We start from the raw sequence: 12,628 nt of genomic DNA on the forward strand, positions 1-12,628 counted from the left end.
CTCAGATCATCCATTTACGCTCCGTCGTGAATGAAATCGTAAGCCACATTTTATATTCGCCCCGAATGCGTTCGTACAGTTCCTGCCTGATCGCATCCATTTCTTTTACCTGCGTATGCGCGAGTTTTTCGGGTAATAAAAAGTCGATTTCGATGGTGTAGCTGCCGCCGGTTTTGGCTACGCGCACGTACTCGTCGATGAAGCCGTAATGCTTTGAAATCGCTTCGGCTTCCTGATGTATTTTCTCCTCCACCTCGTCGTCGGGAGCGAATTGGAGCAATTCCCGGATGTTCTTCCAAAATGTCCGCACGGGAATGCGCAAGAACAGAATAGAAATAATGATCACCATTCCGGGGTCGAGGTACGGGATCAGGTAAGCGAGCGAAGTTTCACGCAGAAAGTACCCGAGCGAGAGTACCACCAGTACGCCGGTGCTCAGCAGCGCGTCGAGCTGCCATTCCGTAGCTTCGATACGCACGTATTCCGAGCGGATTTGCAGCGCCATTCTTTTAAAATACAGCCAGAGTAAAAAGCAGCCGATAATGGAAGCGATCAGGTAGGGTAATGCAATATCGAGCTCGACGAACTTTCCGCCGCTGATAATGTCCATCACCGAGGTAGCAAGCGAGTATAAGCATAGGAAAATGATCACCGCCGATTGCAGCGTCATTGAAAACGGTTCGAATTGCGCCCGACCAAACGGCAGGTCGTCGTCATCGGGCTTGCGGACGAAATTGTTCACCAGCAGCGATACGCCCGACAGGCTGATGCCTACCATCGAAAAAAGGGCATCGAAAATAATGGATTTCGAATCGCCGGCAATACCGACCACAATGGCCCAGATCGTAAAGCCCGAACCGGTAACGATCGAAAGCTTGATCAGCCGCCGCTCCCTGAGGCGTTTTTGTCTCTCATTCATAAAGCCGGGCAAACGCAGTAAACCAAGCGCATTACCCCGAATAAGTTAAAAAGACCTTTGACGGAAAGCAAGTTCCGAAACGTGCATTATCATATTGTAAAGCCTACTTCGCCGCCATCCTTGCGCGTCCGATGCCAAACTGATCTCCGGCCCGCACAGGCTTGTTTCCGGTAAACTGAACCTCCACCATTTTCTCGCTAGCCACGTTGTTGTGGAACTCGTCCGTTAATGTGGTGATGATTTTGCGGGTTTTCACGTCGATCACCTCCCCGCTCGACGGGTAGGCATACCGCCCGTCCAAACTAAACGTCACCCAGCCGGGCATGTCCTGCACAGGGATCGTCGTCAGTTGCTGGTAAGGCGGTTTCGCGCTGAAAATGTGCATGCGCATATTATGACCGTCGCAAAGCCAAATTTCGGATTCGTCGGGTGTCAGGCCGATGCCGTGGCTTGGGTTACCATGCCTCCGTACAGGCCCCCGCTCCCATCCTTGCACCTCGATATGGGCGATTTTGGTTCCTTTTTTAATATCGCCTACCTCAAATCCCAGCAGGCTGTCGCACGTCACGTAAGTCATTGTTTCTGAGGCATTCACCGTGAACGGCCGGACGTAATTGTCAAATTCCCCTACCTTACCCACCAGCTCGTGCGTTTTGGGGTCGGCGATGTGCAGCCATGGGCTGGCAATGTCGGCCATATACACCGCATTTCCGGAAGCGCCGTAAATCGTGTTGTGTGCCCTTTTATGTACATTAATCTTTTTTATAATGTCACCCGTTTCGCAATTCACCACATTCCAGAAACCCTTTTCCAGCGACGGCAGGTACATCGTGCGGCCATCGGGTGAGATCGCCATCCGGTCGCAGCCACCCTCGAAAGCCTTTTCCCAAACTACCTTTTCCGTCGTCAGATCGATCCTTTGAAGTCCTTCGAGCGTGCTCACGTAAATGCTGTTCAGCGGAAGGCTCACCGAAATCCCCTTTACATTCGAAGGCTTGCCATTCGGATGCAGACCGCGCGTAGCGATTCTTTTGACGAACCGGTGATTGTTATCCATATCAAAAACCAGCAACCCGTGCCCGCCATACCCCAGGTAATCCCTGATTCCCGGAGTGGCTACATAAAGGTACCGCTTCGCACCCGCAGGCTTGTCCGCGTCACGCAAGCGCTGCGCAATGCCCGTGTGTGTGAAGGCTATTTGGAGGAAAAGCAACCAGAATAATATCTTTTTCATATTTACCAATAAAATTCAGGAAACAGAAGGTAGTTTATAACCATTGTGATACTCCTTGGCGATGAGCTTATTAGCCTCGTCGTCCGTAAACTTCCCATGCTCCTTATCCCAATAAATCTTCTTCCCTGTCCGATAAGAGATGTTGCCCATTTGCGAGAAAATGGCAATGTCGGCACCCACTTGAATGGGCGCATGCAGATCGGTCATTTTTCTGGATTTGATCACCTCTATAAAATTCTGCGCATGCAGGTCGAGGCCGTTATCGGAAGCTTTCTGAAACGCCACGGCTTCCATTCGTTTGCCTTCGGGAATTACCTCCCAGCCGTCGCGATTGAGGACGAGCGTACCATTGTTACCAATGTAAGCGATGCCGTGCCCGCGTGCGTAGGGGCCGCCATCGATCCCCATGGCATGTTCCCACTGAATATTGAAATCGTCGAACTCGAAAACGGTCGTGAGCGTATCGGGGGTTTCGGCACCGGAGTCCTGGTTGGCGAACTTGCCCCCGGCGGCCATAATGCTATGCGGTGTGGCCGATTTCATGCCTAACAGCGCGTAGTCGAGCAAATGCACGCCCCAGTCGGTCATCAGTCCTCCGGCGTAATCCCAGAACCACCTGAAATTGAAATGAAAACGGTTAGGATTGAACGGCCTGTTCTCTGCCGGTCCCAGCCACGTCCTATAATCCACTCCTGCGGGCGGGTTACCATCCGGCAGTTTCGAGATCGGGTTCACCCACGCAAAATAGCCCCACACCTTCACCAGCCTGATTTTGCCCAGCTTCCCGGAATGCACGAAGTCGATGGCATCGCGAAAATGCTTTTGACTGCGCTGCCACTGCCCAACCTGTACCACGCGGTTGTAGCGCTGTTGGGCGGCCACCATCGCCCGGCATTCGGCAATGGAGTTCCCGATCGGCTTTTCGACATAAATATCCTTACCCGCCTGGCATGCCTCGACCATCATGAGACAATGCCAGTGGTCCGGCGTGCCGATCACCACCGCATCCACATCTTTGTCCGCCAGGAGTTGCCGGTAATCGCCATAGGTCTTGACTTTTGCCCCACCCCTGGACAGCTCCGCGGCACGCTTGTCGAGTACATTTTTGTCTACATCGCAAAGCGCCACGCATTCGGTGCCTGGGTTTTTGAGGATCGCCGTCAGGTCCGCCCAGCCCATGCCATTGATGCCGATGGCACCGATGCGGATCTTATCAGCCGGTGAAACCGGTGCAAAAGCAGAGACGGAAGCGGGGACAAGGGCCGAAAGCCCGGCTCCGGCGGCGAGGGTGGATGCTGTGCCAAGAAAGTGGCGTCGTGAATGAGTCATTATGTCGGATCAGGTTGGTTGTCTGCTAAAAGTTACCAACCGTCCGATGTTACCCATCGCACAGGTACATTGCAAAGGCGACGCAAAGCCATATAGCTTCGCGCCGCTTGCGAGAGGCATTAGAAGGGGTTACGCGGAGTTGTTACAATGCTGTGAATCAGCCTGTCAAGTTCTTTTTCCATATCTTTCAGGCGGGCCAGAACATCGATATCACGCGTGGCAGCATAGGAATTTTGCAAATCCCTGACTTCCTTGATCCGAAGTGCAAAACTGAGAAGCGTCATGGGTCTGTTGAATTGGTGTATCAGAAAATCATGACAAAGTAAATGCGAATCCGCCGCTCGTGTAAGGGGTTTGAGAGATTATAATAAAAATCTAATCCACGCAAAAAACCCGGAGCCAGGTATCAGCATCCTGGCGTCCGGGTAGAAATCAACAACAAAAAACCAAATCTCTGAACCGAAGCTAATAGATGTGAGGTGCGACAACCAAATTTTACAATCCTTCGGCGGGAATGGGATTTCTAACGGTAAAGACATTATCTTGGTGCGATCCGCGACCTTGTTATTTATATGAAGAAAATCGCTTTGTTCATCGTCCTGGCCATTGCCGGGGCTGCCTGCCGTCAGACGTCGGAAAAGAAAACGGAGATCGCTGTGCGCGATACCACAATTACAGTCGAAAACTCTTTTACAGAGCTCTTTATCGACACCACGGCGCTAGCCTCGTACACAACCGCGCATGCGCTCGGCGATAGCCTGAATGCCAAGCTGCGCAGCTTTTATAATCACCGGAACTACCAATTCGCCTGGTTCTTTCCCGACGGCGTGGCCGAATTCGTGCCTATTTTCCAAAGTTTGCGGAACGATTACATTCATTATTCGGGCGACAGTTCATTATACAATCCTACGCTCGACAAAACCATCGATTCACTTTCGCAGCTCAAAAAGATCAGCCCGGATAACGCGCTGGCGGTGAATGCGGAGCTCACATTAACGGAACAGTTCTTCCGCTACACGGATCTGGCCTATTCCGGCGACCACAAGATCAATACGCAGGAGCTCAACTGGTTCATCCCCCGCCGGAAGCTGAATCCGGAGGTTTTTCTGGATTCGCTGTTGAAGAACAAAGGACAGAACGTAGCGGCATACGAGCCGGTTAACAGACACTATAATTTATTAAAACAGAAAGTATTACAATATTATGCATTAACTAAAAACGGCGAACCGGACACCGTCGGGACTAACAAAAAGTTTCGCGAGGGCGACCGCGACACCCTGCTCGTAACCCTGAAAGCCCGCCTGCATTTGCTCGGCGACCTGCCGGAGCCGGACAGTACGCCCATTTTCGACACGACGCTTACTAACGCCGTTAGGCATTTTCAGCAGCGCGTCGGACAAAAACAGACCGGCGTAACCGGGCCGGCATTCTTCAAGGAACTGAATGTGCCCATTGCCAGCCGCATCCGCCAGATGCTCATCAACATGGAGCGCATTCGCTGGATGCCGGCTGCTCCGCCCACCGATTACATTCTCGTGAACATTCCCGAGTTCACCCTGCACGCGTACGAGGATGGCAAATTGTCATTCGATATGGTGGTTGTGGTGGGGTCTGAGGCCAATAGTACTGTCATTTTTTCAGGTACTTTAAATCAAGTCGTATTCAGCCCCTACTGGAACGTGCCCGCGAGCATTCTGAAAAAGGAAGTTTTGCCGGGTATCAAGAAGAATCCCAACTATCTGGCACGCCACAATATGGAATGGAACGGCGGCTCCGTGCGGCAGAAGCCGGGCAAATCCAACTCGCTAGGCCTCGTCAAATTCCTCTTTCCGAACAGTTACAGCATTTATTTCCACGATACGCCCAGCAAAAGCCTGTTCAAGGAAAGCCAGCGGGCATTCAGCCACGGGTGTATCCGGCTCTCGGAACCTAAAAAGATGGCCGAATGGCTCCTGCGCCGCGATAGCACGTGGACGAGCGAGAAGATTACTGCGGCGATGAATGCAGGAAAGGAAAAATATGTGCGCCTGCGCGGCAAGAACGAAATGCCGGTTTTCATCGGCTATTTCACGTCCTGGGTGGACCAGCACGGCAATTTGCAGTTCCGCAAGGACGTCTACGGGCACGATCGCAAGATGGAAGAAAGGCTGTTCGGACCGGTGAAAATGCCTATCGCACAAGCCACCGATCGCTGACACCTACTGGCGGGCACGGTTTTAGTCCTTTGGCCAGCAATGCAAAGGTAACCTGATCAGAAAGTCGGCGGTCGGCCGTCGGCGGTCAAAGTTGACAATCTCGAAAAGCCGCCTTACCTTTGCTAACATCGTTAGGTAAAACTGGAATTACCATGGGAATCCTCGAACGAAAAATACGGCAGAAAGAAAATATGCGGACCAATATCCTGGCGGTAGCCTTGCAATTGGTCAAAGAAGAAGGCTGGCAATCCCTGTCAATCAGGAAGATAGCAGATGCTATCGAATACAGTGTGCCCGTCATCTACGATCACTTCGAAAATAAAGAAGCGATTCTCTTTGAACTTTCTATGGACGGTTTCCGGTTACTCGATAGATTGCTCGAAAAGGACAAGCGCAAATACGACGATCCGGAAGAACGGCTAAGGGCCCACGCCGAAACTTACTGGAACTTTGCTTTCAAAAATCCCGAATACTATCAGCTCATGTACGGTTTGGGAATGCCCTGTTCAAGCCCCGGAAAAGCGAAGCCGGAATTCAACAGCTTTCGTGAACACATTGCCGAGGCTATCGAGGGAATCGTAAAAGATAATAAATCTTCAGAAGATGAAACTTGCTTCAAAATATATGCGTTCTGGTCAGTACTCCACGGCCTGATTTCGATCGTAATGATGCGCTGCTCGGATATCGACGACTCTCAAATGAACAAAAAAGTAATGGACGACTCTGTTAACGCATTCATCAAGAACCTCTGATTTTTTTTATCTTTTGGTTAACACCGTTAGTATTAATAACTTCACTACCTATTCGCAAACAACTGATTATCACCGCAAAAATGTCCACATCCATGAAAACCGTTCAACTAAAAACAGCAAAAGTGCTAGTAGCATCTGCGCTGCTGGCCGCTGGTACCGCAGCGCTATATAGCTGTGGTTCATCCACCGCCAACGCGCCCGCTTCGGCGCCGCCTGCACAGGCACTGCCGGTTATCACCGTTAGCGACCACGAAGTAACGTCGCACCGTGAATTCACCGCATCCATCCAGGGTAGCCGCGATATAGAGATCCGTCCACAGGTGGATGGTTACCTCGACCGCATCTCCGTAGACGAGGGTGCGTACGTACACAAGGGCCAGGTGTTATTCCACATCGACGCCCGCCCGTACACCGAGCAGCTCAATACCGCCAAAGCCAGCCTGCAATCGGCGAAGGCCGCATTGGAAAGCGCTTCGATCAATGTCGAAAAACTGACGCCGCTTGTAGCCAACAAAGTAGTCTCAGACGTTCAGCTTAAAACCGCAAAAGCGGGATACGACGCAGCCAAGGCCAATGTAGCGCAAGCGCAGGCGGCCGTAGATGCAGCGAAGATCAACGTCGGTTATACTTCGGTGACCGCGCCGGCCGATGGCTATATTGGCATTATCCCATTCAAAACGGGTAGCCTCGTAGGCAAGAACAACGTAGAAGCACTCACAGTTCTCTCGGAAACGAAAGACATTCATGTGTACTTCTCGATGAGCGAGCTGGATTTCCTCGATTTCAAGCAGGAATTTGAAGGAAGTACCATCGAGCAGAAAATCAAGAACATCCCGCCGGTTGAACTCGTACTGGCCGACAACAGCGTTTTCCCGCAAAAAGGAAAAGTACAAGTCGTTGAAGGACAATTCGATAAAACCATGGGTGCGATCAACTTCCGCGCGACATTCCCGAATGGAAACGGGCTGCTCCGCTCCGGTAACACGGGCAGGATACGCATTCCGCGCCAGCTCGCGAAATCGGTATTGATCCCGCAGGAAGCCACTTTCGAGTTGCAGGACAAGGTGTTCGTTTACACCGTGCTCGACAGCAACAAGGTGGAAGGCCGCCCTGTGACAGTTGCCGACCGCAGCGGACGTTACTACCTGATTTCCAAAGGATTGAAACCAGGCGAGAAGATCGTATACGCCGGACTCGACAGGCTCCGCGACGGAATGGCCATCGCACCGCAGAAAATGTCAATGGACAGTCTGCTGCACGCCAATCCGATCTAAGCAGCCGGGGTGTAAAAGGTTTACGAATTCCACACCAATTAGCAGAGCACCATCGCATTAGCCAATGCGATGGACCGCTCCCGCCTTGCCAAAACACTCGAAAATGAGCCCCGCACACGGGGACAAATCACAATAATATGTTTCAGAAATTTATAGAAAGGCCCGTCCTTTCGACGGTAATATCGATCCTGATATTACTCCTGGGGATCATATCGCTCACTACGCTGCCGATCACGAAATTCCCCGACATCGCGCCGCCGACGGTACAAGTAACCGCCGTATACCCGGGAGCGAACGCAGAAGTGGTTGCCCGCGCAGTGGCAACGCCCATCGAAGAAGCCGTGAACGGGGTTGAAAACATGACTTACATGACGTCGTCGTCCAACAACGACGGTACCATGGCCCTGAACGTGTACTTCAAACAGGGTACCGACCCTGATATCGCAGCGGTAAACGTACAAAACCGCGTTTCCAAGGCCGTCAGCCAGATTCCGCAGGAAGTCGTGCAAGCCGGTATTTCGACCCAAAAGCAACAGAACTCGATCATCATGTTCGTAGCGCTTTCGAGCGAGGACAGCACTTACGACGAGACGTTCCTTTTGAACTACATTAAAATAAACCTGGTACCTCAGCTGCAACGTATACCGGGGGTCGGTCAGGCTCAGCCTTTCGGTACGCGCGATTATTCGATGCGTATCTGGCTCAAACCGGACCGTCTCGCAGCCCTGGGCCTTTCGCCTCAGGAGGTAACCGGCGCCATTCGCGAGCAAAGCCTTGAAGCAGCTCCGGGCCGTTTGGGTGAGGCATCCAAAGAGGTTTTTGAATATGTTTTGAAATACAAAGGAAAACTCACGCAAAACAAAGAATATGAGGACATTATCATCAAAGCAAATAGCGATGGTTCTGTGATCCGCTTGAAAGATGTGGCGCGTGTCGAGTTCGGTTCTTATACCTACTCTTCCAATGGTAAGCTGGATGGCAATGCATCGTCCGGTGTGGCAGTATTCCAAACAGCCGGTACCAATGCGAACGACATCCTGATCCAGGCTGAAAAACTGGTAGGCGAGTTTTCCAAAACATTACCCAAAGGTCTGAAAACGACCATTATGTACAACTCGAAGGACTTCCTCGACGAGTCGATCAACCAGGTACGTTCAACCCTCCTGGAAGCATTTGTCCTTGTATTTCTCGTTGTATTTATATTCCTGCAAGATTTCCGCTCGACATTGATCCCGGCCATTGCAGTTCCGGTGGCGATTGTGGGTACGTTCTTCTTCATGCAGCTTTTCGGCTTCACGATTAACTTCCTCACGCTCTTTGCATTGGTACTCGCGATCGGTATCGTGGTGGATGACGCCATTGTCGTCGTCGAGGCCGTTCACTCGAAGATGGAACGAACGAACCTCGGGGCCAAACCCGCTACCATCGAGTCCATGAATGAGATCTCCGGCGCGATCATTTCGATCACCCTCGTGATGGCCGCGGTATTCGTACCGGTCGGGTTTATGGAGGGACCAGCGGGGGTATTCTACCGGCAGTTTGCATTTACATTAGCCATAGCCATTTTGATTTCCGCATTGAATGCGTTGACGCTCAGCCCGGCACTTACCGCGTTGTTCCTGAAAAACCCGCATGCGGAAGAAGGCCACGACGGGAAAAAGAAAGGTTTCGGCGCACGTTTCTTTGCTGCATTCAATGCAGGTTTCGAGTCGATGACCGGCCGTTATGTGAAGAGCCTTCAATTCCTGATCCGCCAGAAATGGGTGACCATCGTCGGTTTGATAGTGATCTCAGGTACCACATTCTGGCTAACCAAAACCACACCAACGGGCTTTATCCCAACCGAAGATCAGGGCTTCCTCCTCTACGCGCTCAACACGCCTCCGGGTAGCTCTCTCGACCGTACGTCGAAAGCCATGGCACAGGTGGATAGCATTGTGAAAAAGTCGCCGATCGCCGACCACCGTTACATTGTGGAAGGGATGAACATCATTTCAAATTCCAACGCATCGCCTTACGGTGTGGGCTTCATCCGCATGAAACCTAAGGAAGAACGCGGCGAGGTGCAGGATTTCAACCAGATCGTGGGTATGATGTCGCAGCAGGTACGTTCGGTGAACGATGCGAATGCGTTCTTCTTCACCTTCCCTACCGTGGATGGTTTCGGTAATGTCAGTGGTTTCGAGTTTATGTTGCAAGACCGTGGAAACGGTTCTTTGGAAAAACTCAGCACGACTACCAATGCATTCATCGGTGCACTGATGCAGCGTCCGGAGATCGCTTATGCATTCACCACGTTCGCGACCGGTAACCCGCAATTCCAGCTGGAAGTAGATAATGCGAAAGCCAAACAGCTGAATGTTCCCGTGAACGACTTGCTGCAAACGCTGCAAATCTACTACGGTTCGAGCTTCGTGTCGGATTTCAACCGGTTTGGTAAGTACTACCGCGTAATGGCGCAGGCCGACCCGCTGTACCGCCAGAACCCGGCTTCGCTCGATGGGATTTATGTCAAAAACACCGAAGGCGAGATGGTACCGGCAAACCAGCTCGTTCAGCTGAAACGTGTGTTCGGACCTGAAACCGTGACCCGCAACAACCTTTATAACGCGGTAATGATCAACGGTACCCCGAAACCGGGTTACAGTACCGGTGACGCCATCCGCGCCGTACAGGAAACCGCCGAGAAGGTGCTGCCGAACAACTACAAAACCGAATGGACCGGTATGACGCGTGAGGAGATCAACTCCGGCTCGCAGATCATTCTTATCTTCGTATTGAGTTTGGTGTTCGTATACTTCCTGCTCGCGGCACAATATGAAAGTTACATCCTGCCTTTCGCAGTGATCCTGACGATCCCGCTGGGTGTATTCGGTTCAATGCTGTTTATCAACTGGATGGGCATTGAAAACAATATCTACGTGCAGGTCGGTCTGATCATGCTCGTGGGGCTCCTCGCGAAAAACGCGATCCTGATCATCGAGTACGCCGTGCAGCGGCGCGAGGCGGGTCTGAGCATTGTCGAATCGGCATTGGAAGCTTCACGCCTCCGTCTGCGTCCGATCCTGATGACCTCGTTCGCATTCATCGTCGGTCTGCTGCCGCTGATGCGCGCAACCGGTGGCTCGGCGCTTGGTAACCGTTCCATCGGAACCGGTGCGGTGGGTGGCATGCTCACGGGTGTGATCCTGGGTGTGTTCGTGATCCCCGTACTGTACGTGATCTTCCAGTATTTGCAGGAAAAAGTCGTCAAAAAACCGGTTAAGCCGGAACTGGTCGAAGCGGAGGTGCAATAGTGGCCCCTGCTTCGGCACCGAAACGCGATGACTCGTTTATTTAAGATTAACATCATGAAAAATACATTCAGATTAACGCAAATAGCTGTTCTGATCCTGCTGGTAACCTTTCTCGCCTCTTGCAAGGTGAGCAAGGACTACCAGCGCCCGGAACTGGCACTGCCCACCGAATATCGCAATGTGCCTTACGGCGACACCGCCACCATTGCGGACATGGGCTGGAAGGAATTCTTCCCCGATACCACGCTGCAACGCCTCATCGATCGCGGCATTGCCTACAACTACGACCTGCAAATCGCGCTGAAACGCATCGATATCGCACAGCAGCAAGTGAAGCAGGCCAAATTACTGCAACTCCCGCGCCTCGACCTGCGCGTTGCAGGCACGTACAACCGCCCTTCGAACAACAGTTTGAACGGGTTGAGCGCCAGCAACTTCCTGAAATCGAGCCACATTGAGAACTACATTGCCTCGGTGGATTTGTCTTGGGAGGCTGATATCTGGGGTAAAATCCGCCGCCAGCAGCAGGCAACCATGGGCCAGTACCTGCAAACTTATGAAGCTACCAAAGCGGTTCAGACCCGGCTGGTGGCCGATATTGCCAAAGGTTTTTTCAACCTGTTAATGCTGGACAAACAGCTCGAAGTGGCCAAGCACAACCTCGAACTGAGCAATAACACCCTGAAACTGACCAACCTGCTCAAAGATGCCGGCGAAGCAACATCGCTCTCCGTGCAACAATCGGAAGCACAGCGCGAGGCCATCGCATTGCTCATTCCGCAGCTCGAACAGGACATTACCATTCAGGAAAATGCATTGCAGATCCTGACCGGACAAATGCCGAATGCGATCGATCGGAAAGTGAAACTCTCCGATTTCAAAGCCAACGACAGCCTCGCTACCGGCATTCCGGCGGCATTGGTAAGCCGTCGCCCCGATGTGCGTGCGGCCGAAATGTCGGTGCTGGTAGCGAATGCGCAACTCGGTGTAGCGCAGGCGAGCATGTACCCGTCGCTGATTATCTCGGCGAGCGGCGGTATCGAATCGTTCAAATCGAGCAACTGGTTCAACATTCCGGGTTCACTGTTTGGCATTGCGGCCGGTACCATCGCCCGTCCGATTTTTGCGAGACGCCAGCTAAAAACCAACCTGGAAGTTGCCAAAATCGAACGTGAGCAATCGGTACTCGAATTCCGCCAGTCGGTTTTGAATGCTGTCGGTGAGGTTTCGAACTCATTGGTTCAAACCCAGAAACTGAAAGAACAGGAAGCCATTGCGAGCAACCAGGTGAATATCCTGACACAAGCCATTTCCAATGCGCAGCTCCTGTACCAGAGCGATATGGCCAATTACCTCGAAGTAATTACCGCGCAAGGCAATGCATTGCAAGCCGAACTGAACCTCGCATTCATCCGCAGCCAGTCGCTCGTAGCGCGCGTAGACCTCTACCGCAGCCTCGGCGGCGGCTGGAAATAGATTCCACTCAGACCTACATACACTATCAATTAGCGTCTTTGTTAAGTGTAGTTAAGCACAAAAAGCCGTTGGACAAGATCCGACGGCTTTTGTATTTTAAGCACCCGTTATTGTAACGAGTGCTAATATATAATTTAATTTTATATAATCTGC

At 51.9% G+C, this 12,628-nt stretch carries 9 protein-coding genes; 5 read left to right on the plus strand and 4 right to left on the minus strand.

Features of this window, described 5'->3' with window-relative positions; genetic code table 11:
- Position 1: 1 nt before the first annotated feature.
- The 4 genes from BLQ88_RS29470 to BLQ88_RS36900 form a co-directional block, all read right to left on the minus strand.
- A complete protein-coding gene (locus tag BLQ88_RS29470) occupies positions 2 to 919 on the minus strand; it encodes a cation diffusion facilitator family transporter (protein ID WP_090156601.1) in 918 nt (305 codons plus the stop codon).
- Between the two features lie 103 nt (positions 920 to 1,022).
- Entirely contained in the window at positions 1,023 to 2,153 is a 1,131-nt protein-coding gene (locus tag BLQ88_RS29475; RefSeq protein WP_229212923.1) for a YncE family protein, read from the minus strand.
- A 15-nt stretch (positions 2,154 to 2,168) separates the two neighbouring features.
- Positions 2,169 to 3,482: a Gfo/Idh/MocA family protein gene (locus BLQ88_RS29480; RefSeq protein ID WP_090156602.1), complete on the minus strand. Its 1,314-nt coding sequence runs from the start codon at positions 3,480 to 3,482 to the stop codon at positions 2,169 to 2,171.
- A 119-nt stretch (positions 3,483 to 3,601) separates the two neighbouring features.
- The gene (locus BLQ88_RS36900; RefSeq protein ID WP_176885153.1) at positions 3,602 to 3,766 is read right to left on the minus strand and encodes a hypothetical protein; all 165 of its coding nucleotides are present in this window, start codon (positions 3,764 to 3,766) and stop codon (positions 3,602 to 3,604) included.
- Between the two features lie 288 nt (positions 3,767 to 4,054).
- Between BLQ88_RS36900 and BLQ88_RS29485 the strand changes: the two genes are divergently transcribed.
- The 5 genes from BLQ88_RS29485 (at position 4,055) to BLQ88_RS29505 (ending at position 12,475) form a co-directional block, all read left to right on the plus strand.
- A complete protein-coding gene (locus tag BLQ88_RS29485; RefSeq protein WP_090156603.1) occupies positions 4,055 to 5,677 on the plus strand; it encodes a L,D-transpeptidase family protein in 1,623 nt (540 codons plus the stop codon).
- 152 nt (positions 5,678 to 5,829) lie between these two features.
- Positions 5,830 to 6,429, plus strand: coding sequence for a TetR/AcrR family transcriptional regulator (locus tag BLQ88_RS29490; RefSeq protein ID WP_090156604.1), 600 nt, complete (start codon positions 5,830 to 5,832; stop codon positions 6,427 to 6,429).
- 92 nt (positions 6,430 to 6,521) lie between these two features.
- A complete protein-coding gene (locus BLQ88_RS29495) occupies positions 6,522 to 7,703 on the plus strand; it encodes an efflux RND transporter periplasmic adaptor subunit (protein ID WP_090156605.1) in 1,182 nt (393 codons plus the stop codon).
- Between the two features lie 137 nt (positions 7,704 to 7,840).
- Positions 7,841 to 10,999 (plus strand): efflux RND transporter permease subunit, encoded by a 3,159-nt coding sequence (locus BLQ88_RS29500; protein ID WP_090156606.1) that lies wholly within the window; start codon positions 7,841 to 7,843, stop codon positions 10,997 to 10,999.
- A gap of 54 nt (positions 11,000 to 11,053) precedes the next feature.
- Positions 11,054 to 12,475 carry an efflux transporter outer membrane subunit gene (locus BLQ88_RS29505; RefSeq protein ID WP_090156607.1) on the plus strand — a complete coding sequence of 474 codons (1,422 nt, stop codon included), beginning with the start codon at positions 11,054 to 11,056 and terminating at the stop codon, positions 12,473 to 12,475.
- The last annotated feature ends 153 nt before the right edge of the window (positions 12,476 to 12,628 follow it).

Origin of the sequence: Dyadobacter soli, from assembly GCF_900101885.1 — a bacterium.
Taxonomy (GTDB): Bacteria; Bacteroidota; Bacteroidia; order Cytophagales; family Spirosomataceae; genus Dyadobacter; species Dyadobacter soli.

Excerpts from the sequence above, each read along its gene's own strand:
- BLQ88_RS29490 (WP_090156604.1), top strand. The coding sequence starts at position 5,830 with ATGGGAATCCTCGAACGAAAAATACGGCAGAAAGAAAATATGCGGACC.
- BLQ88_RS29505 (WP_090156607.1), top strand. The coding sequence starts at position 11,054 with ATGAAAAATACATTCAGATTAACGCAAATAGCTGTTCTGATCCTGCTG.
- BLQ88_RS29500 (WP_090156606.1), top strand. The coding sequence starts at position 7,841 with ATGTTTCAGAAATTTATAGAAAGGCCCGTCCTTTCGACGGTAATATCG.
- BLQ88_RS29495 (WP_090156605.1), top strand. The coding sequence starts at position 6,522 with ATGAAAACCGTTCAACTAAAAACAGCAAAAGTGCTAGTAGCATCTGCG.
- BLQ88_RS29475 (WP_229212923.1), bottom strand. The coding sequence starts at position 2,153 with ATGAAAAAGATATTATTCTGGTTGCTTTTCCTCCAAATAGCCTTCACA.
- BLQ88_RS29480 (WP_090156602.1), bottom strand. The coding sequence starts at position 3,482 with ATGACTCATTCACGACGCCACTTTCTTGGCACAGCATCCACCCTCGCC.
- BLQ88_RS36900 (WP_176885153.1), bottom strand. The coding sequence starts at position 3,766 with ATGACGCTTCTCAGTTTTGCACTTCGGATCAAGGAAGTCAGGGATTTG.
- BLQ88_RS29485 (WP_090156603.1), top strand. The coding sequence starts at position 4,055 with ATGAAGAAAATCGCTTTGTTCATCGTCCTGGCCATTGCCGGGGCTGCC.
- BLQ88_RS29470 (WP_090156601.1), bottom strand. The coding sequence starts at position 919 with ATGAATGAGAGACAAAAACGCCTCAGGGAGCGGCGGCTGATCAAGCTT.